Genomic DNA, 26,382 nt, shown 5'->3' with positions numbered 1-26,382 from the left:
ATGAAAGCGTTATTACTCGCCCTCTTTGGGCTGTCGCTGTCGGCCGGCGCGTTGGCTGCCGACGGTGACAATAATCAGGAAGAGAATGTTTATGCCAGCCAGCTGTGTCATCTGGTGAGCAGTGAAAAGAAGACCAGCGATTTGGATGGCTACACTGAGAAGCTGAAGTCGCAACTCGCGGCCAGCCAGTCTTCATCGGCCATGCAGCAGCCTGAATTCAATGAAGAAATCGCGCAGGAAGTGATTAGCGCATGGCTGGAGTTGGGCGAAGATGAGCGCGGCAAACTGCGTAAAGATCAGCAGCAGTGCGAACAAACGGTAATGACCCAGTTCCAGCAACAGGACTAATACCCGTCATACTTCAAGCTGCAGGTGCGTTGGCTGCGTGTGTTCACCCCAGTCACTTACTTTTGTAAGCTCCTGGGGATTCACACCCTTGCCGCCTTCCTGCAGCTCGAATTATTTAGGGTATTCGAAAAAGCTCGCGCCTTTTTAGGCGCGTTTTTTATGGCTTTTTTGTACGATTTACGTACATAATCGCCAACGTCGAAATCAGACACGCGTCACATAATGAGATTCAGCTGTTGAAGCTGGCATTTTTTGCATACTGGCACTGGGCAAGATGATTACACGTCGTCACTTTTTGTTGGCTACTGGAGCAACCGTTCTCTCGATGACCGCGGGCAAGCTGTTTGCCCGCGATGACGTCATTCCGTTGTGGCCCGACGATCCGCCGGGCGGCGGCGGTCCTTCCGGCTTGCTTAAAGTGAATTCGCACGGCTCCTGGACCAATATCGTTTCACCCGCGATTCAGCGTTTCCGCCCGGAAAATCCCAACGGCGAAGCGGTGATTGTGGCGGCGGGCGGCGGCTATCGTTTTATCGGCATGGGCCGCGAAGCCTGGCCGGTAGCGCGCTGGCTTAATGCCAACGGTTATACCGTGTATGTGCTCAGCTACCGTTTGCCGGGTGAGAAGTGGCAGGCGGGCAATCTGGCACCGCTGCAGGATGCGCAGCGCGCCATTCGTCTGGTGCGTTCGATGGAGCGCAAAGTGCATGTGCTGGGCTTTTCTGCCGGTGGCCATCTGCTTGGTATGGCGGCGGCGCGTCCGGATTTCGAATCCTATCCGGCGCAGGATCCGCTTGACCAAATCAGGCCGAAGGTGGATAGCGTTGGCCTGATTTATCCGGTGATCACCCTTGAAGCGCCGTATCAGCACACCAACACGCATCTGATGATGGTGGGGAAAAACGCCACGCCAACCCAGGAAGCCAACTGGTCAGTGCAAAATTACGTCACACGCCAATATCCACCCACGTTCCTCGCGCAGGCCGAGGACGATCGCACCTCCAATCCTCATAATACTGAACTGATGCGCGATACCTGCCGCCGCATGCGCGTGCCGGTTGAGCTGATTGAGCTCAGCAGCGGCGGTCACGGTTTTGGTCTCGGCAAAGCGGGCACGCCTGCCGCGTTGTGGGATCAGGCGTATGTGCGTTGGTTGGATAATCAGAGTTAATTACGTCAAATTGAAATGCGCATCCGGCTGCAGCGGTTCCGGTAGTGGCATATCGCCATTCATCGCTTTCAAATTGCGTTCGATAGTGACGCACAGCGCATCGAGCGGCAGATGATTCGGTGCGGTGCCAAACGGATGTTCCAGCTCCTCCGCCAGCGCTTCCAGCGATAAAAAGGTGTAGGAGATAAACATCGACACCAGCGGCGTCATCAGGTGCAAATCCGCTACCAGCGCAAACGGCAGCAGCGTGCAGAACAGATAAACGGTGCGATGCAGAATTAGGCTGTAGGCGAACGGAATCGGTGTGCTGGCAATGCGATCGCAACCGCCCAGAATCGCCGATAGCTGATTCAGATTCTCATCAATGCTTTGCCAGACAATATCCGACACCAACCCTTCATCGCGGCGTAGCGCCAGCCATTCACTCAAACACACTAAAATCTGCGACGTCGGCATCGGATGATGCAACACCGCGCTGCGCCAGTTAGCCGGCAGCAAACGCTTTAAATCGGCCTGCACATCGGTTTTACGCAGGCGATGTTTCAGACACCAGCAGAACGCCAGCAGCAAGCCGGTAAATTCCCGCACCTGTTCTTCGCTCACGCCACGCATGCTTTTGATCTGCCGCAGCAGCGAGCGCTGGGTGATATGCAGGCTGCCCCACAAGGTGCGGGCTTCAAGAAAGCGCGCATAGCTGGCGTTATTGCGAAAGCCGAGGAAGATGGCGATCGACACCCCAACCAGGCTAAAAGGCGCGGTGGTGAGGTGAATGCCGAAAGTGGAGTACCACGGATAGCCAAAGATGGCGATCAGCGACATCAGCAGGTTAAGCGACAGGCGGAACACGATGTTGCTGAGCACCGATCCATGCCAGTCAAATAGCCGGAGAAACCAGTGTTGGTGAGGACGTACGATCATTTTGCGATGGTGTATTTTTTAGGTTTTGTGGCGACAGGTTACGCCGCCGGGCATGAGGTGATCAACGCCATTGCTACAGGTTTTAAGACAAAAGCCGTGCTGCTCGCCTCACGCATGACGCGGCAGGCTGATTTTCAGCGCATCGATAAACAGCCGCAGCGCCATGGATTGATGCCGGTTGGGTGGGAACCACAGCGCAATCCCCGCCGATTGCACCCGCCAATCGGCCAGCAGCTCCACCAACTGGCCGCTGCGCATCTCTTTCTCGACATACAGCGACGGCACATAAGCAATGCCTAAACCGGCGAGAGCGGCCTGCGCCATCAGCGCGTTGCTGTCCAAACTCAGCGTGCCTGGCACGTCAATCTCCTGCTTTTCTTCCGCCTGCGCATATTCCCACTGATAACGTTTTCCGCTCGGTAAGCGCTGGCGAATGCACTGTTGCTGTAGCAGATCGCGCGGATGATTAACCGCCGCGTTTCTGGCCAGATAAGCGGGCGCGGCGACGGTGACAAACGTCAGCGGGCCGCCAAGCGGAACGGCCACCATATCCTGCGGCACATCCTCAATCAGCCGAATGCCGGCATCAAAACCGGCGGCGGTGATATCCACCAACGCACCTTGTGCGGCGAAATCGAGTTGGATATCGGGATAGCGCGCGCTAAAGTCCGCCACCATGTGCTCCAGCAGCAAAGCGATCGCGGCATCGCTGGCGCTGATGCGCAGCGTGCCGTAATGCTGATGGCGGCTGGCGGAGATGTCGTGCAGCACATCATCCATCTGGTTCAGCAGCGGCGAGAGTCGATCCAGCAGTTGCTGCCCGGCATCGGTGAGCGACACGCTACGTGTGGTGCGTTGAAACAGCTGTACGCCCAGATTGTGCTCCAGCGTTTTCACCAGATGGCTGAGTGACGAGCGCTTGAGGCCGATCATTTCAGCGGCACGACGAAAGCTGCGCTGCTCGCCCAGCGTTTTGATGGCCTGCAGTTCGTGCCAGGAAGGACGTCTCATTGGTGGCTTTTCCTCACCGGGTCATGCGCGATTAGGTGGATTATCTCCACCAGTAAAGCGATCTACCATCAGGTTTTCAATATGAGGAGCACAAGATGAAAACCTGGTTGATTACCGGCGCCAGCAGCGGGCTGGGCCGATTGATGAGTGAACGTTTACTGGCGCGTGGCGATCGCGTAGTAGCGACGGTGCGGCGTGAACAGGTGATGGCCGATCTGCAGCAAACCTATGGTGAACGGCTGCAGGTTATTACGCTCGATCTGGCGCACACCGCCAGCATCGCGCCCACCATTGAACGCGCCTTTGCCGCCATCGATCGCATTGATGTGGTGGTGAGCAATGCCGCTTACGGCCTGTTCGGCGCAGCTGAAGAGTTGAGCGATGCGCAGATTGATCGGCAGATCGCCACCAATCTTACCGGCTCAATCCAGCTGATTCGTGCGGTGATCCCGTTCCTGCGCCAGCAAGGCGGCGGGCGCATCGCACAGGTTTCCTCGGAAGGCGGCCAGGTCGCTTATCCCAATTTCAGCCTGTATCACGCCACGAAATGGGGGATTGAAGGATTTGTCGAGGCGGTGCGCCAGGAAGTCGCCAGTTTCGGTATCGATTTCCTGCTGGTCGAGCCGGGCCCCACCGCAACCCATTTTGGCGCCGGGCTGGACGTGGCAGATGCGCTAGAAGTTTATCGTGAAAACGCTGCTGGCCAGCTGCGGCAGGCAATTCTTTCAGGCGATTTCACCATTGCTGGCGATGCCGGGAAATGCGTCACGGCGATGATCGCCACGCTGGATCAGGCCAGCATGCCGCTGCGTTTAGCGCTTGGCAGTACGGCGTATCAGAACATCGAAGCGGCGCTGGAAGGGCGGTTGGCGGAGCTGCGCGGGCAACGCGATGTGGCATTCGGCGCGGATGTGTAATCGTATAATTTAAAAATCACGCGAGTGCCATGCAGAACGCGTGGCACAAAAAAGCCGGGAAGACCGGCTTTTTGTTTAATCATCGGTAAGTTGTTCTGGCATGCACTCGTAAAGCTCAGCGAGCTTGGCGAGATTAAAATCACGCGGTTTTTCGCTTTTTTCCATGGCGGAGACAGACGCTTGCGTGATGCCAAGCGCTTCAGCAACCTGCTTTTGAGTCAGCTTACGATAAATACGCCATGCGGCATGAAGGGTGACACCCTTATTAATGGCGATGTCTACGACGTCACCTGGAATCAAGGCGTCATCATTAATACCGGATTCGTAAGGGATTGATTGCCATAGTTCAGCGAAATCAGCATGTTGAGTCATTTTTTCGAACAGCTCGATGGGAACAATTGCCGCTTTGCGGTTGCCAGCACTGTCAGTGATGAATTCGATCATAGGATGTATGTTCCAGTATTCAGCGTTATCAGTTTTTTGAAAACGAGTTGAGAATCTGTGAATTAAGGCAGCAAATCTCTACCTTGATTATTTATATGTTCCGCTGGTACGTCTCATTACCTGCTGAATAGCGATGATTTTCGGTTCCTCGCCTTTGTTGTAGTCGAACAAAACACGATAATTTCCCCATCTAAGCCGATAGTCAGCCTGACCATTTTTCAAAGACTTAACATCCAGATTGGGCGGAACAAGCGGAAACTTTTTTAACTCATTCACTTGCTCATTCAGCTTCTTCCTTTCGTTAGCGTCTGCAATGGCTCGCATCTGCTTCAGAGCAGCTTTGCGCCAATGTAGCTCTGGCATTCCCTTACCTCACTTGTTACAAACACTCCTCACTGGATTTAGATATTATAGATATTCTTTTCTATATCTGCAATGTATATAGATTTTTACTGTGTTTTAGTTCTATATAATCACAAAGCAGAGGGTTTGGCGGCTATCCATCATCAACGCTTTTGAGCCATCTTCAGAATAGAATGGCGTGCACCGTCGCACGCAGCGCAATACCGAGCAGAATGCCAGGCACGGCAAAGCGGAACAGGCGCGGGAATCGGCTCGACAGGCCAAGGTAAATCCCGATGCCGGGCAGGTCAAAGGTCTGAATCAGTAGTCCCGCCGAGGCGTTGATGTTGTGCGCGCTGTATAATCCTTTCTCCACCAATCCCGCCACCACGCCGTAATAGGCGGTGCCGCCCGCCAGACATTTGGTCAGCGCCGGAAGAATATAGACTTCGGAAATATTCAGCTTATCCAGCAGTGGCGACACCAGACGCGTCAGCATTTCAATCCCGCCCGCTTCTTTCAACATGCCAACCACCGATAATGAAATAATCAGCATCGGCAGCGAACCCAGCGCCAGACGAATCGCATCGGATCCGGCGCTATTAATGATGCCAATCAGCCCCATTTTATTTTCGCTGTTGGTAACAGCCTCATCTTCATTTAATAGCGCCGCATCGGAAAGTTTGCGGCCAAACAGGTGATAGGTTGCCGCCGCCGCTAATACACCGCCGCAGATCGAAATAATTAGCGCTGTGCTCCAGTGTAATCCCGCCGGAATCAGGGGATAAAAGGTGCTGGCCTGGCCCATCGCAAACAGCATCGCCAGCGTGGCCGCCATATGACGATCGGACGTACCGCGCTTTTCCATGATGGCCAGCGCCGCCAGCGGGGCCGCGAAGCTGACGAAATTAAGTTGAATCATGGCAAAAAATGCCAGCCCGGTAATACCGAAGGGTTTTAATAACGGTGTGGCATGACGTACAACAAAATCCAGTACGCCTTTGACCTCCAGATATTTCATGATGAATAACATCACCACCATAATCGGAATCAACGTGTAGAGCGCCACGTCTACCGAGGCTTTGCCTGCGGACATAATGATATCAATAATATTCATGCCCGATTCCGACCTTTGTTCACACCGTTCTCCCCGTAAAAATAAATAAGCTGGCAATGCCATGAAGTTTGCGGTGCGCATTAATGCGCACCCTGCAGCAAAGAAATAAATCTTATCCTGTGCGTGGATTATTGAGTAGTGGAGAAAAAGGTATATAAATTGCAGCCATAAAAAAACCAGCCATGAATAAATGGCTGGTTTTTCAATTCCGGCGGGAAATATTAACGCATCGTCACAAACTCTTCCGCCGCCGTGGGGTGAATGGCTACGGTATTATCGAAGTCTTGCTTGGTTGCGCCCATTTTCAGCGCCACCGCGAAGCCTTGCAGCATCTCATCCATACCGTTGCCGATACCGTGAATGCCGACAATCTTCTCTTCCGGGCCAACGCACACCAGCTTCATACGGCACGGCTGGCGATGCTGGGTAACGGCGGTATACATCGCGGTGAAAGAAGATTTATACACTTTCACCTGATCGTCGCCGTACTGTTCGCGCGCCTGCGGTTCGGTCAGGCCCACGGTGCCAATCGGCGGATGGCTGAACACCACGGTCGGCACGTTGCTGTAATCCAGATGCTCGTCCGGTTTGTTGTTGAACAGGCGCTCGGAGAGACGACGACCTGCCGCCACGGCCACCGGCGTCAGCTCCACCGCGCCGGTGTTGTCGCCTACCGCGTAGATGCCTTTCACGCTGGTGTTCTGGAACTTATCGACCTTGATGTAACCTTTGTCGTTCAGCGCCACGCCGGTTGCTGCCAGGTTGAGGTTGTCGGTCGCCGGCTCACGGCCAATCGCCCACACCAGGCAATCCACGGTTTGCTCGTGGCCGCTTTCCAGCTGCAGCGTCAGGCTGCCGTCGGCGTTTTTAATCACGGCTTTTGGAATCGACTCGGTGTGCAGCGTTGGGCCTTCGGCCTGCATCACTTCTACCAGCGTATCGACGATTAGCGGATCGAAGCTGCGCAGAGGCGCATGCTTACGCACGAAGAGATGGGTTTCCGCACCCAGCGCATTGACCACGCCCGCCAGCTCCACCGCGATGTAACCCGCGCCCACGACCGCCACGCGTTTTGGCAGCGCATCGAGTTCGAAGAAACCGTCAGAATCGATACCGTATTCCGCGCCCGGCACCTTTGGATGGCTTGGACGCCCGCCGGTGGCGATCAGAATATGATCGGCAGTGAGTGTTTCACCATTCACTTCCACGGTGTTGGCATCAATAAAGCGCGCGAAACCTTTGATCACCTCAACCTTGTTTTTACCCAGCACGTTGTCGTACGAGCTGTGAATGCGGTCGATGTAGGCGCTGCGGTTTTTCACCAGAATTGACCAGTCAAACCGGTTTACCGTGGTATCAAAGCCATAATCTGGCCCATAAAGATGAATAGCTTCAGCGATTTGCGCCGCATGCCACATAACCTTTTTCGGTACGCAGCCGACGTTGACACAGGTGCCGCCCAGCTCTTTGGCTTCAATCAGCGCGCACTTCTGGCCGTGCATCGCGGCACGGTTAATCGAGGCGATACCGCCGCTGCCGCCGCCGATGGCGAGGTAGTCAAAATGTCTGGTCATCCGTTATGTCCGTCTGTTGGAAGAAAATTGGCATAGAGTTTAACGCTATGACGATTATTGACGCAAAGATTGCACCTATGATTGTAATAGCATTGATTTTTATGTCCGATTACAGGGAAGCATAGCATGCAACTGACATTCCTCGGCACCGGCGGCGGTGCGCCCAGCCTGCAACGTAACGTCACGGCGATAGCGCTGACGCTATCGAAACGTGGCGACACCTGGCTGTTTGACTGCGGCGAGGCGACGCAGCATCAATACATGCGCTCTGCGCTGAAGCCGGGCAAGCTGGAGAAAATCTTTATCACCCATCTGCACGGCGACCACATCTTTGGGCTGCCGGGCTTGCTCACCAGCCGCTCCATGGCCGGCATCCCCGAACCGATGACCATTTACGGGCCGAAAGGTATTCGCCAGTTTATCGAGACGGCGCTCAGTTTGAGTGGCTCGTACACTTCTTATCCGCTGGAGATTATCGAGATCGAAGCCGGTTTGGTGCTGGATGACGGCGAAGTGCGCGTGACGGCCTGGCCGATGAATCATGTGATTGAGTGTTATGGCTATCGCATTGAGCAGCACGATAAACCGGGCTTCCTTGATGCGCCGCGCCTGAAAGCCGAAGGCGTACCGCGCGGGCCGTGGTATCAGGATTTGAAAGCGGGTAAGCGCATCCAGCTGGAAGATGGTCGCGAGATCAACGGCGCGGATTATCTTGGCCCGGCAACCAAAGGCAAAGTGCTGGCGATATTTGGTGATACCGCGCCCACCGACGTGGCGCTCCAGCTGGCGGCGAATGCCGATGTGATGGTGCATGAAACCACGCTGGAGGCGGCGCTGCAGGAGAAAGCCAATGGACGCGGCCACTCAACCACCATTCAGGCTGCGGAAGTAGCGAAACAGTCGGGGGCGAAGCGCATGATCGCCACGCATTTCAGCTCGCGCTATTTATCGAAGGATCGGGAAAAACTGTTGGCGGAGTGCCAGTCGGTGTTTGCGGCGACCGAGCTGGCACATGATTTCGCGGTGTTCGAGGTTTAGTGCTGTAGCGCCGGATAGGTGAAGAACAGCAGATGCGTCATGTTGAACAGGAAATGGATGCCGGTGGCGACCCACAGGCGTCCGCTCCACTGCCACGCCAGGCCGTAAATCAATCCGGCGAGCGTGGCGAAGATCATCAGCAGCGGTCCGCCAGGGAAATGCGCCAGACCAAACAGCAGCGACGTCAACAGCAATGCCGCCACGGCACCAATGTGCTGGCGCAGACGCTGTTGCAGATAGCCACGAAAGAACGCTTCTTCTGCAAGTGACACGAAGAACAGGTTCGCCAGCATAAAACGGCCCAACCATTCCGGCCAGTGGGGTTCAACGGCCAGGCCACCCAACTGCACCGCGACATACAACAGCAGCGGAATCGCCGCCAGCAGCGCCAGCCACAAAATTTTAAGTCGCGGCGGCGCGGATTGGGTGCGGAACAGCTGCGGCAAGCAGATGAGCAGCACAAACGGAATCAGCGCTTTATCGAAGTTGTACGAGAAACTAAAGGGCAGGCTGAGCGGCCCGGCCTGCACATCTTCCACCTGGCGCGGATTTTTGAAGCCCGGGAAAAAGTGTACAAACAGGCCGATGGCAATGGCAACCAGCGCGGCTTCACTCACCCACTGAATCCAGCGCGCGTTATTTTCCACGCGAATCCAGGCGATGACGGCAATGGCGCCGAGCAGCAGCATCGCTGGCCAATCCAGCACATCCTCGAACAGCCCAAGAATGGTGGCGAGCGTGAGCAGCAGTACCGAAAAACGTTTGGCGGGCGACAGCATAGCAAGCGCGCCAGCCAGAATGATCCACATGATAATAGTCCTAATAGGCTGGCGACGCGGTAAGGCGAACTTACTCTGGCACGATCTGCGTGACGCTGAAGTGACCGGTTCCGGCTGGCACCAGCTTCTGATGCAGCCACGGCAGCAGCTCTTCCATCTGTGCTTTCAGCTTCCACGGCGGGTTAATCACGATCATGCCGGAAGCCGTCATGCCGCGCTGATCGCTGTCCGGACGCACCGCCAGTTCAATCTGCAGAATGTTGCGGATATTGGTGGCCTGCAGATCTTTAACCATGTGTTTGATCTGCTGACGCATCACCACCGGATACCACAGCGCAAACACGCCGGTGGCGAAACGCTTGTGACCTTCCTGAATGCCTTTCACCACATCCTGATAATCGCTTTTCATCTCATACGGCGGATCGATCAGAATCAGGCCGCGACGGCTCAGCGGCGGCAGCTTGGCTTTCAGCTGCTGGTAGCCATCACCACGCGCCACGCGCGCACGGGAATCTTTGCTGAACTCGGTGCGCAGCAGCGGGTAATCGCTGGAGTGCAGCTCGGTCAGCTCCATTTTGTCCTCTTCACGCAGCAGGAAGCGGGCAATCAACGGCGAACCAGGATAGTACTTTAAGGTGCCGTGCGGATTGAGATTACGCACCGCCGAGAGATACGGCTTGAGCAACTCCGGCACATCCGGCTGCTGCCAGATGCGGCCAATGCCTTCCAGATATTCACCGGTACGCTCGGCGTGCTCTCCGCTCAGCAGGTAACGTCCGGCACCGGCGTGGGTATCCAGATAGAGGAAAGGTTTTTCCTTCTCCATCAGGGCGGTGAGGATCAGGCTTTCAACGGTGTGTTTCAGCACGTCGGCATGGTTGCCGGCATGAAAACTGTGGCGATAACTCAGCATAAAAAAAGGGGGTCCGCGGTTGCATCAAAGGGAGTGAAAACATCGTGTGTGGCGCGATTATAGCCGCGCTGCATAAAAATTGCTGACGTTTTGGCTGCCGCTTAAGTTTTGCGCCAATGCGCCGCTATAGCCGGTTGCGATCAGACTTCTTGTCGGTAATTTGCTACGAAATGACGTGATGCTCGAAATTTCATCGCGGATTAAGTAAGTTAGTTTCCGATAACGAAGCGGTCATGAGCGAAATGCCAGGTGGTTCTGGCAGGAAACTTTCCGGTGAAGACCGTATAATTTTTTGCTTAAAGCATCTCAAACAACTCCTGGTGACAATAATGAAAAAAATGACTGGTGTCGCGGTGGCAAGCCTGTTGGTACTGACTGGCTGCGCGAAACAACAACCCGTTCATAGTTTAGTAACGCCGCCGACTGCGGACGAACAATCCGCCGCGCAAACCGCGCCAGAGCAGCAAGGTACGCCATTTGTGGCTTCAGCGCCGGCGCAACCCGCGACGGCTTCACTCAGTGACGACCGTTCCAGCAACATTCAGCAGTGCCGTAAAGAGCTCGACGCGATGCGTCTGTATAGCCAGGCGTCATTTGACAGCTATCAGGCCGAATTCCAGAAAATCGGTGCCCAGACCAATAAATATCTGCAAATTAAAGATTCGATTGGCGCGGATATTAACGACTTAGTGATGCCGCGTTATCAATTCCAGATTCGTGAATTGTGCTTCCGTATTAAGACACGTCTGTCACAGCTGATTATTCGTCAGGCCGGTTAAACATCTGTATTTAACCCCCTGAGCATTAAGCTGCCGTACGATAATTCCCGCTTTGCATGAGCTTCAGCACTATTAAACCAATAGCGCTGAAGCCTTTGTTGCCTTTTAAGCCGTGACAGGAAAATGTGATGAGACAACGTCATCGGCCGTGATGCTGGATTATTACCGTGTTTTTACTCTCCGCCTGAGTCTTAGCGCAGCCTTTTCTTCGTGGGTCCGGGCTCAGTGGCATTGATTTTCCTGTCATCAAGCCGCATGTTAGTAAAATGCGTCGCGCGAGCATTCGCGCCACTACTTCATCATGAAAGGACTGCGCTTATGACCAATCCGTTACTCACGCCTTTTTCGCTGCCCCCGTTTTCTGCTATCAAACCTGAACATGTGGTTCCTGCGGTTACCGAAGCGCTGAACGACTGCCGCGCAGCGGTGGAGCGCGTTGTGGCGCAAGGCGCGCCTTACACCTGGGAAAATCTGGTGCAGCCGCTGGCTGAAGTTGACGATCGCTTAGGTCGCCTGTTCTCGCCGGTCAGCCATCTGAACTCGGTGAAAAACAGCCCGGAACTGCGCGAAGCTTACGAGCAAACGCTGCCGCTGCTGTCCGAATACAGCACCTGGGTCGGCCAGAATGAAGGTTTGTATCAGGCCTATCGCAACCTGAAAGAGGGCGATAGCTATGCGGCGCTGGATACCGCGCAGAAGAAAGCGGTGGATAACAGCCTGCGTGATTTCGAGCTGTCCGGTATCGGCCTCGATAAAGAGAAGCAAAAGCGCTACGGCGAAATCGCGGCACGTCTTTCTGAACTGGGTTCGACCTACAGCAACAACGTGCTCGACGCCACCATGGGCTGGAGCAAGCTGGTGACCGATGAAGCGGAGCTGGCGGGTATGCCGGAAAGCGCGCTGGCCGCCGCCAAAGCGCAGGCCGAAGCCAAAGAGCAACAAGGCTGGCTGCTGACGCTGGATATCCCAAGCTATCTGCCGGTCATGACTTACTGCGACAACGCTGCGCTGCGTGAAGAGCTGTACCGCGCGTATTCAACGCGTGCTTCCGAACAGGGCCCGAATGCCGGCAAATGGGACAACGGTCCGGTGATGGCGGAAGAGCTGGCGCTGCGTCATGAACTGGCTCAGCTGCTGGGCTTCGACTCTTACGCCGACAAATCGCTGGCAACCAAAATGGCGGAAAATCCGGCGCAGGTCATCGACTTCCTGACCGATCTGGCGAAACGCGCCCGTCCGCAGGGTGAAAAAGAGCTGGCTCAGCTGCGCGCCTTCGCGAAGAAAGAGTACGGCGTCGACGAGATGAATCCGTGGGATCTGACGTATTACGGCGAGAAACAGAAACAGCATCTCTACACCATCAGCGACGAGCAGCTGCGTCCGTACTTCCCGGAAGCGCGCGCGGTGAGTGGTTTGTTCGAAGTGGTTAAACGCATTTACGGCATCACCGCTAAAGAGCGTAAAGACGTCGATGTTTACCATCCAGACGTGCGCTTCTTCGACCTGTTCGACGAAAGCGGTGAACTGCGCGGCAGCTTCTACCTCGATCTCTACGCACGTGAAAACAAGCGTGGCGGTGCGTGGATGGACGATTGCGTCGGCCAGATGCGTAAAGCCGACGGCAGCCTGCAGAAGCCGGTGGCCTATCTCACCTGTAACTTTAACCGTCCGCTGCAGGGCAAACCGGCGCTGTTCACGCACGATGAAGTGATCACGCTGTTCCATGAATTCGGTCACGGTCTGCATCATATGCTGACGCGCATCGAAACGCCGGGCGTGTCTGGCATCAGCGGTGTGCCGTGGGATGCCGTCGAGCTGCCGAGCCAGTTTATGGAAAACTGGTGCTGGGAGCCGGAAGCGCTGGCGTTTATCTCCGGCCACTACGAAACCGGTGAACCGCTGCCGAAGGAACTGCTGGATAAAATGCTGGCGGCGAAAAATTATCAGGCGGCGCTATTTATTCTGCGTCAGCTGGAGTTCGGCCTGTTCGATTTCCGTCTGCATACCGAGTTCGATCCCGCCCAAGGTGCGCGCATCCTCGAAACCCTGCGTGAAGTGAAGAAGCAGGTTGCCGTGGTGCCAAGCCCGGAATGGGGCCGTTTCCCGCACGCCTTCAGCCACGTCTTTGCTGGCGGATATGCGGCTGGTTACTACAGCTATCTGTGGGCCGACGTGTTGGCTGCCGATGCCTATTCGCGCTTCGAAGAAGAGGGCATTTTCAACCGTCAGACTGGTCAGTCGTTCCTCGACAACATCCTGACGCGTGGCGGTTCCGAAGAGCCCATGGAGCTGTTCAAACGCTTCCGTGGTCGTGAACCGCAGCTCGATGCGATGCTGGAACACTACGGAATCCAGGGATAAGCCGGCTTGTGAAAATTGGTTTAATCGATGAAACGGGCGCCGGAGACGGCGCCTTATTACATTTAGCCGAGCGCTGGGGTTTGCAGCAGGACGAACAGGCGACGATGGCGCTGGTGTTAACCGCTGAGCATCTTGAGCTGCGTAAACTGGATGAGCCGAAACTCGGCGGCATCTTCGTGGATTTCGTCTCGGGCGCGATGGCGCATCGGCGTAAGTTTGGCGGCGGTCGTGGCGAAGCGGTGGCAAAAGCGGTCGGCATCAAAAGCGGTTATCTGCCAGACGTGGTTGATGCAACGGCCGGTTTGGGGCGCGATGCGTTTGTATTGGCGGCGCTGGGCTGTCGCGTGCGCATGCTGGAGCGCCATCCGGTGGTGGCGGCCTTGCTGGACGATGGTTTGCGTCGCGGTTATCAGGATGCGGAGATTGGCGGCTGGCTGCGCGATCGGCTGACGTTGCTGCACGCTGCTAGCCAGCAAGCGCTGAGCGATATCACGCTCGCGCCGGATGTGGTCTATCTCGATCCGATGTATCCGCATCGCCAGAAAAGCGCGATGGTGAAGAAAGAGATGCGTGTGTTTCAGTCGCTGGTCGGTGCGGATGATGATGCTGATGCGTTGCTGGAACCGGCGCGCCGTCTGGCGAAGAAGCGCATTGTGGTGAAGCGTCCGGATTACGCGCCGCCGTTAGCGGGCGTGGTGACGCAGGATGCGGTGGTGACCAAAAGCCATCGTTTTGATATTTATCCGCCGCTGGGATAATAACGCAAACAATGCGCAATAAATTGCGCCGCTACAAAAAATCAGGCCGGTAACCCGGCCTGATTTTTATTCTTCGTCTTCGTCGCGCAACGGCACAATCAACATGTCGATATGCACGGTGTTAATCAACTGGCGCGCCGATGACATCAGCTTGCTCCAGAAGTCCTGATGGTGACCACACACCACCAAATCCACATCATATTTCTTAATAGCATCCACCAGCACCTGGCCAAGATCGCCGCTGCCGCTCAGGGTTTCACTGATCGGATAACCGGCGTTAATCGACAGCTCTTTCAGCGCGGTGTGCGTCTCTTCAGAAATACGCTTCTGCATGTCGCCCAGATTGACATCAATCAGCCCGGTGTAGAGGTCTGAATAGTTCACATCAACGTGGATCAGCGAGATTTTTGCATCATAAGGACGGGCCAGCGAAACGGCTTTATCAACCAGCAACTGGCTTTCCGGGGAAAGGTCTACTGCAATCAGGATGTGTTTATAAGCCATGATAAAACTCCTTTCTCAAGATTCGGGGCAATCTTCCTGCTTTCACGGTCGGCGATTCCTTTGCGCGAGACGGCGATGAAGCGCCACCAACCAACTATTTCAGCCTTGCAGGCGGTTTTTGTTATGTCCTGAGTATAGCCAGAGTTGTTAACAAATGCTGCAAGCGCAAGTTCGCTTGTGAGGAAGATCAAGCGTTATCGGCTTTTTCACTCGCCCTGAACGAAAATCATCGCTGGAAAAAAATTCAACAGATCTCCTACACTGAAAATAAGTGCCACTGCCGTATGCGTTGCGCACTCAGGTTCGCATAACAACAATGCAATCGACATCATTCAATGGCTGGTTTATTTCCCGTGCGGCGTCTACAGCAATTCCCCGCTGCGTTCGACGTCGTTGCGGCTCCAGCCGGGAGGGGAACATGATCAGCACTATCGCGCTTTTTTGGGCTCTGTGTGTGGTTTGTCTGGTGAATATGGCGCGCTATTTCTCTTCTTTGCGCTCACTTTTAGCCGTTTTGCGCGGTTGCGATCCGCTGTTATATCAATACGTGGATGGCGCGGGTTTCTTCACGTCGCACGGGCAGCCGAGTAAGCAGGTGCGGCTGGTGCGCTATATCTGGGAGAAGCGCTATCACGATCATCATGACGACGAGTTCATTCGCCGCTGTGAGCGCGTGCGCGGACAGTTTGTGCTGACCAGCGGGCTATGCTTTTTGGTGGTGGTGAGTTTGATTGCGATGGCTATCTGGCAATAAAAAGGGCAATAAAAAAGGGCAATAAAAAAGGGCGACATCGCGTCGCCCTCGAATATTTCTGCGCTTTGCTTAGATCAGTTTCAGTGCAATCCAGTAGAGCGAACCCGACAGCAAAATACACACCGGCAAGGTGAACACCCACGCCATAGCGATATTTTTGATGGTGCGACTCTGCAATCCTCCGCCATCGACCAGCATAGTACCGGCCACCGACGACGACAGAATGTGCGTGGTAGAAACGGGCATACCGGTGTAACTGGCCACGCCAATCGATACCGCGGCCGTCACCTGCGCCGACATCCCTTGCGCATACGTCATGCCTTTCTTACCGATTTTCTCACCAATGGTGGTGGCAACACGACGCCAGCCAATCATGGTGCCGATGCCGAGCGCCAGCGCCACAGCCACAATAATCCAGATCGGTGCGTACTCAACGGTGCCCAGCAAATCGCTTTTCAGCTTGTTGAGGAAGCGCTTATCGTCCGCGCTGGTTTCCGGCAGCTTGGCCACTTTATCTACGGTATCGGAAACGCACAGCAGCAGGCGACGCATCTGGCTGCGTTGATCAACCGTCAGCTGATCGTAGCTCTGCAGATTGTTCAGCAGCAGCTGCGCACGATCGATAGCCTGCAGCGCACGGCTGCTGTCGCAATGGAACTCCTGCGGACCGCCAAGCGATTCATCTGGCGTTGGCACCACAGGCGGCGCCATCTGCACCATGTGCGTCAGTGATTCGTTGTGCTGCTGATAATACTGCTCCAGATGGTTTACGGCATCGCGCGTGCGGGTGATGTCATAACCCGACGCATTCAGGTTCACCACAAAACCAGCCGGCGCGACGCCGATCAGCACCAGCATAATCAGGCCGATACCTTTCTGACCATCGTTAGCGCCGTGTGAGTAGCTCACGCCAATCGCGGAAACGATCAGGGCAATGCGCGTCCAGAACGGGGGCTTTTTCTTGCCATCAATCTTTTCACGGTCAGCAGGCGTCATGTGGATGCGTGAACGTTTGGTGGTTCCGCTCCAGTAGCGACGCAGGATAAAGATCAGACCGCCTGCAATCACCAGACCCACAATCGGCGAAAGAATCAGGGACATGAAGATATTGATGACTTTTGGCAGGTTGAGCGCGTCAACCACCGAGGTGCCGGTCATCAGGGCGTTGGTGAGACCAATACCGATGATAGCGCCAATCAATGTGTGAGAACTGGACGCCGGCAAACCCAAATACCAGGTGCCAAGGTTCCAGATAATCGCGGCCAGCAGCATGGAGAAGACCATGGCGAGTCCGTGGGCCGAACCGACATTCAACAGTAAATCGGTCGGAAGCATATGAACAATGGCATACGCCACGCTCAATCCACCAAGCAAAACACCTAAGAAGTTGAAAACACCCGCCATGACAACCGCCAGTTGCGCCCGCATCGCACGGGTATAAATGACAGTCGCGACCGCGTTAGCAGTGTCGTGAAAACCGTTGATTGCTTCGTAAAACAATACAAACAGCAGAGCAAGAATCAGTAACAGGCTGGTACTGAGGTCGAGACCAGCAAACAGATGTAGCATAAACGTTACGCCATTTTGGGAGGACATGAACGCGGCGCATTATCTGCGACAACGTGCGCGATATGAAAGAAAAATATAGCTCTTTATTGTCTTAAAATTGTAATGCAGCGTATAGATTTAGCTGAAAACAGCTTAAAATTAGTAAGTTACATTATGACACATTTACGGCATTTTTTTGAAGCTGGCGCTAAAAGCCGCAAATCCCTACAATCAGCGCCTTTCGGGCAAGGCGGATAAAAGCAGTGGAAAAGTTTGACGTTATCATTATTGGTGCAGGCGCAGCCGGCATGTTCTGCGCGGCGCAGGCGGGGCAATTGGGTCGCCGCGTATTGCTGCTGGATAACGGCAAAAAAGCCGGTCGCAAGATTTTGATGTCGGGCGGCGGTCGCTGCAACTTCACCAACATGCACACCGAACCGGCGGCGTATCTGTCGCACAATCCGCATTTCTGCAAATCGGCGCTGGCGCGCTACAACCAGTGGGATTTCATCGATCTGGTCAATCGCCACGGCATTGCGTATCACGAGAAAACGCTCGGGCAATTATTCTGCGATGACTCCGCACAGCAGATTGTCGATCTGCTGTTGAAAGAGTGTGATGCCGGGCAGGTGACGCTGCGCCTGCGCAGTGAAGTGCTGAGCGTCGATCGCGACGATAATGGTTATACCTTGCAGCTGAACGGCACATCGGTGCAGGCAGAAAAACTGGTGATCGCCAGCGGCGGGCTCTCAATGCCAGGCCTCGGCGCCACGCCGTTTGGCTATAAAGTGGCGGAACAGTTCGGCCTGAAAGTGTTCCCGACGCGCGCGGCATTGGTGCCGTTCACGCTGCATAAACCGCTGCTGGAACAGCTCAACACGCTGTCGGGCGTCGCGCTGCCCACCACCATCACCGCGCAGGACGGCACCTTATTTAAAGAAGCGATGCTGTTTACCCATCGCGGCTTATCGGGGCCCGCCGTGCTGCAAATCTCCAGCTACTGGCAGCCGGGTGAATTCGTCACCATTGATTTGTCACCTGCCACTTCGCTGGATGATTTCATTCATGTGCAGCGCGAGGCGCATCCCAATCTTAGCCTGAAAAACAGCCTGGCGAAAATTCTGCCAAAACGGTTGGTGGAAGTGCTGCAGGAGCTAAAGCAGATTCCTGACGTCACGCTGAAGCAGCTAAACAGCAAGCAGCAGGGCGAACTGGTCAGCACGCTACATCAATGGCGCGTGCAGCCAAACGGCACCGAAGGCTATCGCACCGCCGAAGTGACGCTAGGCGGCGTCGATACCACCCAACTGTCGTCAAAAACCATGGAAGCGCGCGATGTGCCAGGTTTGTTCTTTATCGGCGAAGTGGTGGACGTTACCGGTTGGCTGGGCGGCTACAACTTCCAGTGGGCGTGGAGCTCGGCCTGGGCGTGCGCGCAGGCGCTTTAAAAGGTAATCTTTACACCCAGTTGTGTCTGCCAGTTGCTGGCACCTTCCTGACTTAGGCGATGTTGCCACTTAAGCTGGCTATTAAGCTGAACATTCTCAGTCAGTTGCCAGCCAACGTCGCCGCTATATTGCAGGTGCTTACCGCCTCGGCCAGTACGCAGATTATCTTTATCTACCGCAACATTGCCCGCATGGCCGCTGTACTGCACATAGCGTGTTTCAAGGCCAAATTTCAGGCTATCTGTTGGTCTGAAGTCATATTTCATACCGCCAGAGAACTGCAGCTGTTTTTGCTGTGAATAACCAATATGTAGATTGTCGTTGTCATGAATATCCTTGATGCGTGCCCATTGCATGGTGGCGCCCAGCACTGGGGTGAACGCATGTGAACCCTGCTGCCAGCGCCAGCCAACATCCATACCGATATTGGCGCTGCGGGCTTTTACCTGCGCCACCTTATCTTTTTCATCACTGCTTATATTGCCGCGATAGTGACCGACGCTAATCGGCAGAGCCAGTTGCAGGCCATGCTGTGGCTGCCAGCTCAACATGGCATTGATACCTTGAGTATCAACCTGCCCGTGGCTGTTGCCGTTGGACTGTGAGGGCTCCAGAGTGAAGTGACCTTTACTGATCGCCACACTCAGTGCCAGCTGTCGTTGCTCATCTTCCGTCAGTAATCCACGTAAGCCTACCAGCCAGCCGTAATAGCGGTTTTCACTCTGGTTGTGATTGGCTTCGCTGCGATAGCGCTCATCAACGCTAAAACCCGAAATGAACAGGTCATGGCGACCATCCCGACCTGCAAGTTGTGCATCATAGATAAAGCGTGCTTGCAGATTTTCATCCATACCAAAGAGTGCGGCAGGCAGAGCGGCATAAGCTGGGATTTGTGGCTTAGGTCCTGGCACGGAGGGCGGCGGCGGGGGAGGTGGATTGCCATCGAGCACGGGGTCGATCAGATCCGGATCGGGTGGAAGCGGAGCAATCATCGAGCTCTGCAGCCGGTAAAACCAAAATAAATGGGGCCTGCTACCGGCAAGCTTTCCCTGAATATGCGGGCGATTAGCCGCCGGATTGAAATCATCATACCAGCTGTTTCGTGCGAAAAATTTCCCCACCATTTTTAAGCTGTCAGCGGCTGCATGTTTAACGTTATGCAACAGCGAATCGGAGTGGGGATGCTCGGATAAAGGCGCTAAAACCGCTTCGGTTGATGAGTGAGAAAGGGGGGTTACAGGAAGCGGTGGAATGTCTGAAGAAAAGGGTTTTATCTCTTTAGCATATAACGGCTCGAAGCTACAAAGTGCACCGATAGCCAGCGTCAGCTGAGTCAGGTTCATCGTATCTGGTCGATTTATGGCGAAAGGGTTTGCAACTTATAGTGACCTGTTAGTCGAGCTATTTAAGACCTGTCTTGTTTTGACGGGCAAAATGAATCGCTCGGCAGCTGATCACAGTTAACTGGTTACGTTATGGATGCGGCCGGCAAAATATGTGCGGCCAGCCGAATGCTGTTACTATCGCGCGTTTCCTTTTTCCAGCGGATAAACCATTCATGTTAAAACTCAAATTTATTGTGCCGTTGCTGATCGTCATCAGTGCCGCGGTTTGGTGGCTGATGCCGCATTACAGCGATGAGGACAAAGGCTATTACATCGCCATGTTCTGTTCGCTGACTCACGACGGACGCGGCAATACCGCGCAGGATATGCAGCAGATTATTGAAGGCAGTAATGCAGATTACGCATTGCAGAAGATTCATTTCCAACAGGGTTTGGCTGATCATCTGCAAGCGGTGTGGCAGGATTTGTCGCCCGAACAGCAGCAGCAGGCGCGGCAGGAAAGACTCTCCTGCCGCCGTTTGATGTCTGAGAAATTGCTACCGGGCCAGCCGGTTCAGTAATTATTGAACGGGCAGCGCAGGGATTAAAAGCTGCGCCGCCGTTTTAAGAAGCCGCTCAACACCTTCCCGCTCCCATATCGCAAAACGTTTCGCAGCAGAATCTGACGCCAATTTTGCGAGACGCCCCGCATCCGCTTGGACGTTACTTGTTGTACTAATTGATATTTTTCGCAGCGCCGCGCAAAATACACACAGTCACATGGTGCAGCAATCGCTCGCTGAGCATGATGTTGGCACGCGCCTCACATCAACTCAGGAGCTTCACGGATGACACTCGCGATGATGAACACACACAAAGCCTTTAAAGCACTGCAGTTGGCCGGCGTCAGCGACCAACAGGCCGAAGCCATGGTCGAGATCTTTACTGAGATGCAGCAGGATAATGCGTTATCTCGTGCTGATTTAATGAAGGCCGGAGAAGGAATTACAGGGAGCATTAAAGAACTGGATGTTCGACTTACCGGCGATATCAGAGAGCTGGATATTCGGCTTACTGGTGCGATTAAAGATCTGGATGTTCGGTTAAGTGGCGCGATTAAGGATATTGAGGAACTGAAAGCTGACGTGAAACAACTCAAAGCGGATGTTGCCACGCTGAAAACCGATATGCGCTGGATCAAACGTTTGCTAATGGTGATGACCACCACGATGGTCATTGCAGCGATCAAATACATTTTCTCTTAGATCTTGTGCTCCTGCGGCAGGAGTACAGTCGGCTGTACTCTCAGCGCGGCGCGATTCACATTCCCGCACACGCGCTGCCAGCAAACGCGCTCAGCGCCGCGTAATTTGAAGCGGCGCACACTTATCACGAAGTAAAACTACAACACTGCGCTCCAGATCATCAGACTGGAGTCCAGCATGTTGGAAATTACGCCTGTCCCCGCGCTGACGCGCGCCATTGCGATTCTCGACTTTATTGCCCAGCACGGACCGTGCAGTGCCGCCGAGATCATCGAAACGCTGGCGCTTCCCAAAAGCAGCGCCTATCTGCTATTCGCTGAACTGAAAAAACAGCGTCTGATCACTATCGATCGCAACAACAACTATTGCCTGTGGACGCGGCTGGTGGAGTTTGCCGGTCACGCACTGCAGCGCATGGATATCCGCGATATTGCGCGTCCACCTCTGACACGTTTAATGCAGCAGACCAATCTGCTGTGCCACCTCGGCATCCTCGAGGGTGGTCACGCCTGTTACATCCTCAAACTCGAATCCGCCGCCACCATCAGCGTGCGCTCACACGAAGGCAAAAGCCTGTCGCTGTATCGCTCGGGCATTGGCAAGTGTCTGCTCGCCTGGCAGCAACCTGAAGAGCAGGAACGCATCATCAGCGGCCTGCGCTTTGTGGCGGTGACGCCAACCTCGCTGCGCAATGCCGACGCGCTGCGTACCGAGCTGGCACGCATTCGCCGTCAGGGCTGGAGCTTTGATAACGGTGAAGATTATCCCGATGTGCGCTGCGTCGCCGCGCCGATTTTCAATGCCCGCCAGCAGCTCGTCGCCGCCATTTCGCTGGTGGGCACCCGACTCGACATTGACGACGACAAACGCGATTACCTTGCTGGCCAGGCGATTGCCTGCGCCCGCGATATTTCCCGTCTGCTGGGCTGGCGTAGCCCGGCGGAAAAACACGCCTCGTAACCAGGAGAAGAGCATGTCCCTACCTAAAATTAAAACTGTCCGCGCCTACTTTGCCGGTGGCGCTACCGCGGATAAAGCGGCAGCTGGCGGTGATTACCACGATCAAGGTGCCAATCACTGGATTGACGACCACGTCGCCACGCCCATGAGCAAATACAAACAGTATGAGCAGTCGCGTCAATCCTTTGGCATCAACGTGTTAGGCACGCTAATTGTCGAAGTCGAAGCCGATAACGGTCAAACCGGTTTCGCCATTACCACCGGCGGCGAAATGGGCTGCTTCATTGTGGAAAAGCATCTCAACCGCTTCCTTGAAGGACGCTGCGTCAGCGACATCAAACTGATTCACGACCAGATGATGAACGCCACCCTGTATTACGCCGGATCGGGCGGCCTGGTGATGAACACCATTTCGTGCGTCGATTTGGCGCTGTGGGATCTGTTCGGCAAAGTCACCGATCTGCCGGTGTACAAACTGCTGGGCGGCGCGGTACGCGATGAACTGCAGTTCTACGCCACCGGTGCGCGTCCGGACCTGGCGCAGCAGATGGGCTTTATCGGCGGCAAAATGGCGGTGCAGTGGGGACCGCACGATGGCGATGAAGGCATCCGTAAAGAGGTGGCGCGCATCGCTCACTATCGCGAAAGCTGCGGTCCGGATTTCTGGCTGATGCTCGATTGCTGGATGAGCCAGGACGTCAATTTCGCCACCAGGCTGGCCCACGCCTGCGCACCTTATAACGTCAAGTGGCTGGAAGAGTGTTTGCCGCCGCAGCAGTTCGAAGGATACGCCCAGCTGAAACAGCAAGCGCCGCAGGGCATGTTGATCACCAGCGGCGAACATCACGGCACGTTGCAATCATTCCGCACGCTGGCTGAAACCGGCATCGATATTTTGCAGCCTGATGTCGGTTGGTGCGGCGGCCTGACCACGCTGGTGGAAGTGGCGGCGCTGGCGAAATCACGCGGCCAGCTGGTGGTGCCGCACGGCTCCTCGGTTTACTCGCATCACGCGGTGATCACCTTCACCAACAGCCCATTCAGTGAATTCCTGATGACCAGCCCGGATTGCAGCACGCTGCGCCCGCAGTTTGATCCGCTGCTGATCAACGAACCGGTACCGGTTAACGGTCGCATGCACAAATCGGTGCTGGATAAACCGGGCTTCGGCGTGGAGCTGAATCGCGATGGACTGAAGCGTCCTTATCAACACTAATCGCAGCGGCTGCGGCGACGCGTCGCAGCCCTGCGTGAGGGTTTACCATGGATAATCTGGTGTTAAGCGCGGTTAAAAAGAATCGCGCACGTCTTATTCCTTTCATGTTGATGCTCTACGTGCTGGCGTTTCTCGATCGCGCCAACATTGGTTTCGCCAAAGAGGCATATCAACTTGATACCGGCCTGAGTAATGAAGCTTACGCGTTAGGTGCTGGAATCTTCTTTGTGGTGTACGCGCTGCTTGGCGTGCCGGCCAATTTGCTGATGCGACGCTTTGGCGCGCGCAGCTGGATTGGCGGCACCACGCTGCTGTGGGGATTGCTTTCGGCGGCGATGGCATTTGCTGATACCGAAGCCAAATTCCTGCTGGTGCGTACCTTGCTCGGCGCCGCTGAGGCGGGTTTCTTCCCGGGCATGATTTATCTGACCTCGCTGTGGTTCCCGCAACAGCAGCGCGCTAGCGTCATGGGACTGTTCTACATGGGCGCGCCGCTGGCGTTGACGCTGGGTTCACCGCTCTCTGGCGCACTGCTGGAAATGCACGGCGTGCTAGGCCATCCCGGCTGGTTCTGGATGTTTATCATTGAAGGATTACTGGCGGTGGCAGCCGGCGTTTTCACTTTCAGCTATATCGACGACACACCGGCGAAAGCGCGTTTTCTCAGCGCCGAGGAGAAGCGGGCGCTGCAACGTCAGCTGGAGAGCGAAGAGCAGCAGAAGCCGACTTCACATCTGCGTGATGCGCTGCGCAATGGTCGCGTCTGGCAGCTCGCCATTATCTATATGACCATTCAGATAGCGGTTTATGGCCTGATTTTCTTCCTGCCTTCTCAGGTCGCAGCGTTGTTGGGCACCAAAGTCGGTTTCCTCGCCTCGCTGGTGGCGGCCATTCCGTGGGTGGCCGCGCTGTTTGGCACCTGGCTGATTCCGCGCTATTCCGACCGCAGCGGCGAGCGTCGCCGGGTCGCGGCGTTCACCTTGCTGGCTGCTGCAGCCGGGATTGGTTTGTCCGGATTGGTTTCGCCGCTGTTGGCCATCATTGCGCTTAGCGTCGCGGCGGTGGGTTTTATTGCCGTGCAGCCGGTGTTCTGGACCATGCCGACGCAGCTGCTTTCTGGCACTGCGCTGGCGGCGGGCATCGGCTTCGTCAATTTGTTTGGTGCTGTAGGTGGCTTCCTCGCACCGCTGGTTCGTGTGAATGCCGAAATGCACTTTAACAGCAGCGCTGCCGGATTGCTGGCGCTGGCGCTAATTGCCGCCATCGGTTCACTCATTATCCTCAGCCTGAAAGTGGAGCGTCAGTTGCCACACTCTCAGCAGCCAAGTCATTAAGTAAGGAGCAGCTATGCAGGATCCGTTAAAAAATCCTTTCAAAGCCGGATTAGCGAAAGGCGAAACGCAGATTGGTTTGTGGCTGAGCAGCACATCGTCGTATCTGGCCGAAATTGCTGCCACCAGCGGCTACGACTGGTTATTGATTGATGGCGAACACGCCCCGAATACCGTACAGGATCTCTATCATCAATTGCAGGCCGTTGCGCCTTATCGCAGTCAGCCGGTGATACGGCCAATCGAATTCCAGACGGCACTGATTAAGCAGGTGCTGGATATCGGTGCGCGCACCTTGCTGGTGCCGATGATCGATACCGCTGAGCAGGCACAGGCGCTGGTGAAGGCGACGCGCTATCCGCCTTATGGCACGCGCGGCGTCGGCGCAGGCGTGGCGCGGGCGGCACGTTGGGGGCGCGTGGAAAATTATATGGCGCGCGCCAATGAAGAGTTATGCCTGCTGATTCAGGCCGAAAGCAAAACGGCGATTGATAATCTCGATGCGTTGCTGGAGGTTGAGGGCGTTGACGGAATCTTTATTGGTCCGGCTGATTTGTCAGCCTCATTGGGCTATCCCGATAATGCCGGGCATCCTGAAGTGCAGAAAGTGATTGAGCAGAGTATCAAACGCATCCGCAGCGCAGGAAAAGCGGCCGGTTTTCTGGCGGTTAATCTGGAGATGGCGGAACGCGCTATTCATTGGGGAGCTAATTTCGTTGCCGTCGGTGTGGATACCATGCTGTATACCGATGCGCTGGATAATCGGCTCGCGCATTTTAAAAAGAGCGTAAATGCGCTGAATAAATCGAGTTACTAATTGAGAAACGGATGGTATGCCATCCGTTTCTATTCAATTAAAGCGTTCATGAATTGGAATGAAGAAGTCTGTTGGCGTCAAATGGCGCCAAAAAAGAGTCAATTATTTATCAACGCATCGCACAACCAATTCGCGGCATATATTTATCGTTACGTACCGCGGGCGTGATAATTGCTTTATTGCGTTCGGTGGCGTTAAATCCCGCCTGACGGCAAAGCACACAGGGATCGCCACTTTCACGCATTGCAAGTTTGGCTTCCTCATCCAGCTGGCGCTTACGGCAATAAAGAGGCGTGCAGCCCAGCACATGTTTAAATGAGCGCGTGAAAGATTGCTGGCTTTCAAAATGATATTTCACTGCCAGGCTGATAATTGGCACATTGCTGTCTTTTAAGTCATTAATGCAATGAGCCAGTTTCTTTTTTCGGATGTAGCGTGCCAGCGTCTCATTGTGATAGCGGGCGAAGAGTTTCTGTAAATACCATTTCGAATAGCCAGACTTCAGTGCAATATCATCAATCGTTAAACGTTGATCCAGGTTAGCCATAATCCATTCGGTTACCGAATCAATTACCCCTTCATTATATTTTTGCTGTGTCATCATAGTCCTCCATTAACAGTGGCAGAGTGTAATTTAATTAATCTTTCCAATCTGCAATTAATGTAAAGTTTTCTGGTTATTTGGCTGTTTTAATATTTGTCATCAAGACCGGTCTTGGTTTTCGTGAATTTACAGGTTTTCTT

27 protein-coding genes are annotated in these 26,382 nt (G+C 54.7%); 15 read left to right on the top strand and 12 right to left on the bottom strand.

Annotated elements, in window-relative coordinates:
• Together PO881_RS18195 and PO881_RS18190 are read left to right on the top strand one after the other, a co-directional pair.
• Positions 1 to 348: a hypothetical protein gene (locus tag PO881_RS18195; protein WP_280172178.1), complete on the top strand. Its 348-nt coding sequence runs from the start codon at positions 1 to 3 to the stop codon at positions 346 to 348.
• Between the two features lie 274 nt (positions 349 to 622).
• Positions 623 to 1,519 (top strand): alpha/beta hydrolase, encoded by an 897-nt coding sequence (locus tag PO881_RS18190; protein WP_192414750.1) that lies wholly within the window; start codon positions 623 to 625, stop codon positions 1,517 to 1,519.
• On the opposite strand, the gene PO881_RS18185 is transcribed toward PO881_RS18190, so the two are convergent.
• Together PO881_RS18185 and PO881_RS18180 are read right to left on the bottom strand one after the other, a co-directional pair.
• On the bottom strand, positions 1,520 to 2,437 hold the full coding sequence (locus PO881_RS18185; RefSeq protein WP_192414752.1) for a bestrophin family ion channel: 918 nt from the start codon (positions 2,435 to 2,437) through the stop codon (positions 1,520 to 1,522). It abuts the gene before it with no gap.
• Between the two features lie 108 nt (positions 2,438 to 2,545).
• The gene (locus PO881_RS18180; protein WP_280172177.1) at positions 2,546 to 3,448 is read right to left on the bottom strand and encodes a LysR family transcriptional regulator; all 903 of its coding nucleotides are present in this window, start codon (positions 3,446 to 3,448) and stop codon (positions 2,546 to 2,548) included.
• Positions 3,449 to 3,543: 95 nt separating this feature from the next.
• Here PO881_RS18180 and PO881_RS18175 point away from each other — a divergent pair, with 95 nt between their 5' ends.
• Positions 3,544 to 4,365, top strand: a complete 822-nt coding sequence (locus tag PO881_RS18175; RefSeq protein ID WP_277974204.1) for an SDR family oxidoreductase — start codon at positions 3,544 to 3,546, stop codon at positions 4,363 to 4,365.
• Positions 4,366 to 4,440: 75 nt separating this feature from the next.
• Here PO881_RS18175 and PO881_RS18170 read toward each other — a convergent pair whose 3' ends face one another.
• The 4 genes from PO881_RS18170 to gorA form a co-directional block, all read right to left on the bottom strand.
• Positions 4,441 to 4,809 (bottom strand): helix-turn-helix transcriptional regulator, encoded by a 369-nt coding sequence (locus tag PO881_RS18170; RefSeq protein ID WP_280172176.1) that lies wholly within the window; start codon positions 4,807 to 4,809, stop codon positions 4,441 to 4,443.
• An 87-nt stretch (positions 4,810 to 4,896) separates the two neighbouring features.
• Positions 4,897 to 5,172, bottom strand: a complete 276-nt coding sequence (locus PO881_RS18165) for a hypothetical protein (protein WP_101762732.1) — start codon at positions 5,170 to 5,172, stop codon at positions 4,897 to 4,899.
• Positions 5,173 to 5,335: 163 nt separating this feature from the next.
• A complete protein-coding gene (locus PO881_RS18160) occupies positions 5,336 to 6,268 on the bottom strand; it encodes a nucleoside recognition domain-containing protein (protein WP_101762731.1) in 933 nt (310 codons plus the stop codon).
• 221 nt (positions 6,269 to 6,489) lie between these two features.
• Positions 6,490 to 7,842, bottom strand: a complete 1,353-nt coding sequence (gorA, locus tag PO881_RS18155; RefSeq protein ID WP_192414760.1) for a glutathione-disulfide reductase — start codon at positions 7,840 to 7,842, stop codon at positions 6,490 to 6,492.
• A 126-nt stretch (positions 7,843 to 7,968) separates the two neighbouring features.
• On the opposite strand from gorA, the gene rnz reads away from it, so the two are divergent.
• Positions 7,969 to 8,880, top strand: coding sequence for a ribonuclease Z (gene rnz, locus PO881_RS18150; protein ID WP_110867666.1), 912 nt, complete (start codon positions 7,969 to 7,971; stop codon positions 8,878 to 8,880).
• Here the strand turns inward: rnz and PO881_RS18145 are convergent.
• Positions 8,877 to 9,689 (bottom strand): CPBP family intramembrane glutamic endopeptidase, encoded by an 813-nt coding sequence (locus PO881_RS18145; RefSeq protein ID WP_277974200.1) that lies wholly within the window; start codon positions 9,687 to 9,689, stop codon positions 8,877 to 8,879. The genes rnz and PO881_RS18145 overlap by 4 nt on opposite strands.
• Positions 9,690 to 9,729: 40 nt before the next feature.
• The gene (locus PO881_RS18140; RefSeq protein WP_007889903.1) at positions 9,730 to 10,572 is read right to left on the bottom strand and encodes a 23S rRNA (adenine(2030)-N(6))-methyltransferase RlmJ; all 843 of its coding nucleotides are present in this window, start codon (positions 10,570 to 10,572) and stop codon (positions 9,730 to 9,732) included.
• A 329-nt stretch (positions 10,573 to 10,901) separates the two neighbouring features.
• On the opposite strand from PO881_RS18140, the gene PO881_RS18135 reads away from it, so the two are divergent.
• The 3 genes from PO881_RS18135 to rsmJ all read left to right on the top strand — a co-directional run bounded on the left by PO881_RS18135 (position 10,902) and on the right by rsmJ (position 14,470).
• A complete protein-coding gene (locus PO881_RS18135; RefSeq protein ID WP_233501792.1) occupies positions 10,902 to 11,351 on the top strand; it encodes a hypothetical protein in 450 nt (149 codons plus the stop codon).
• Positions 11,352 to 11,669: 318 nt separating this feature from the next.
• On the top strand, positions 11,670 to 13,712 hold the full coding sequence (gene prlC, locus PO881_RS18130) for an oligopeptidase A (RefSeq protein ID WP_271461174.1): 2,043 nt from the start codon (positions 11,670 to 11,672) through the stop codon (positions 13,710 to 13,712).
• A gap of 8 nt (positions 13,713 to 13,720) precedes the next feature.
• Positions 13,721 to 14,470, top strand: coding sequence for a 16S rRNA (guanine(1516)-N(2))-methyltransferase RsmJ (gene rsmJ, locus PO881_RS18125; RefSeq protein WP_280172175.1), 750 nt, complete (start codon positions 13,721 to 13,723; stop codon positions 14,468 to 14,470).
• A gap of 66 nt (positions 14,471 to 14,536) precedes the next feature.
• Here rsmJ and uspA read toward each other — a convergent pair whose 3' ends face one another.
• Complete coding sequence (uspA, locus tag PO881_RS18120; RefSeq protein WP_007889892.1) at positions 14,537 to 14,974, bottom strand: universal stress protein UspA; 438 nt, start codon at positions 14,972 to 14,974, stop codon at positions 14,537 to 14,539.
• Between the two features lie 418 nt (positions 14,975 to 15,392).
• Here uspA and uspB point away from each other — a divergent pair, with 418 nt between their 5' ends.
• Positions 15,393 to 15,728: a universal stress protein UspB gene (gene uspB / locus PO881_RS18115; protein WP_008108136.1), complete on the top strand. Its 336-nt coding sequence runs from the start codon at positions 15,393 to 15,395 to the stop codon at positions 15,726 to 15,728.
• A 69-nt stretch (positions 15,729 to 15,797) separates the two neighbouring features.
• Here the strand turns inward: uspB and pitA are convergent, their stop codons facing one another.
• Entirely contained in the window at positions 15,798 to 17,297 is a 1,500-nt protein-coding gene (gene pitA, locus PO881_RS18110) for an inorganic phosphate transporter PitA (protein ID WP_137386695.1), read from the bottom strand.
• A 242-nt stretch (positions 17,298 to 17,539) separates the two neighbouring features.
• On the opposite strand from pitA, the gene PO881_RS18105 reads away from it, so the two are divergent.
• Complete coding sequence (locus PO881_RS18105) at positions 17,540 to 18,724, top strand: NAD(P)/FAD-dependent oxidoreductase (protein WP_192236948.1); 1,185 nt, start codon at positions 17,540 to 17,542, stop codon at positions 18,722 to 18,724.
• Here PO881_RS18105 and PO881_RS18100 read toward each other — a convergent pair.
• Positions 18,721 to 19,716 carry an autotransporter domain-containing protein gene (locus PO881_RS18100; RefSeq protein WP_280172174.1) on the bottom strand — a complete coding sequence of 332 codons (996 nt, stop codon included), beginning with the start codon at positions 19,714 to 19,716 and terminating at the stop codon, positions 18,721 to 18,723. The two genes, PO881_RS18105 and PO881_RS18100, sit on opposite strands and share 4 nt — an antisense overlap.
• Positions 19,717 to 20,282: 566 nt before the next feature.
• Here PO881_RS18100 and PO881_RS18095 point away from each other — a divergent pair.
• From PO881_RS18095 to yfaU, 6 genes are all read left to right on the top strand, one after another.
• Positions 20,283 to 20,630: a hypothetical protein gene (locus PO881_RS18095; RefSeq protein WP_192414771.1), complete on the top strand. Its 348-nt coding sequence runs from the start codon at positions 20,283 to 20,285 to the stop codon at positions 20,628 to 20,630.
• Between the two features lie 267 nt (positions 20,631 to 20,897).
• Positions 20,898 to 21,314: a DUF1640 domain-containing protein gene (locus tag PO881_RS18090; protein WP_137386691.1), complete on the top strand. Its 417-nt coding sequence runs from the start codon at positions 20,898 to 20,900 to the stop codon at positions 21,312 to 21,314.
• Positions 21,315 to 21,491: 177 nt separating this feature from the next.
• Positions 21,492 to 22,274, top strand: a complete 783-nt coding sequence (locus PO881_RS18085) for an IclR family transcriptional regulator (RefSeq protein WP_101762719.1) — start codon at positions 21,492 to 21,494, stop codon at positions 22,272 to 22,274.
• A gap of 13 nt (positions 22,275 to 22,287) precedes the next feature.
• Entirely contained in the window at positions 22,288 to 23,490 is a 1,203-nt protein-coding gene (gene rhmD, locus PO881_RS18080) for an L-rhamnonate dehydratase (RefSeq protein WP_192414775.1), read from the top strand.
• Between the two features lie 47 nt (positions 23,491 to 23,537).
• Positions 23,538 to 24,824: an MFS transporter gene (locus tag PO881_RS18075; RefSeq protein WP_280172173.1), complete on the top strand. Its 1,287-nt coding sequence runs from the start codon at positions 23,538 to 23,540 to the stop codon at positions 24,822 to 24,824.
• Between the two features lie 13 nt (positions 24,825 to 24,837).
• Complete coding sequence (yfaU, locus tag PO881_RS18070) at positions 24,838 to 25,638, top strand: 2-keto-3-deoxy-L-rhamnonate aldolase (protein WP_210081394.1); 801 nt, start codon at positions 24,838 to 24,840, stop codon at positions 25,636 to 25,638.
• 109 nt (positions 25,639 to 25,747) lie between these two features.
• On the opposite strand, the gene PO881_RS18065 is transcribed toward yfaU, so the two are convergent.
• Positions 25,748 to 26,239, bottom strand: a complete 492-nt coding sequence (locus PO881_RS18065; RefSeq protein WP_280172921.1) for a helix-turn-helix domain-containing protein — start codon at positions 26,237 to 26,239, stop codon at positions 25,748 to 25,750.
• Between the last annotated feature and the right edge of the window lie 143 nt (positions 26,240 to 26,382).

It is taken from the genome of Pantoea sp. SS70, assembly GCF_029866845.1.
GTDB lineage: Bacteria > Pseudomonadota > Gammaproteobacteria > Enterobacterales > Enterobacteriaceae > Pantoea > Pantoea leporis.
This window is presented reverse-complemented; position numbering and strand designations above follow the sequence as displayed.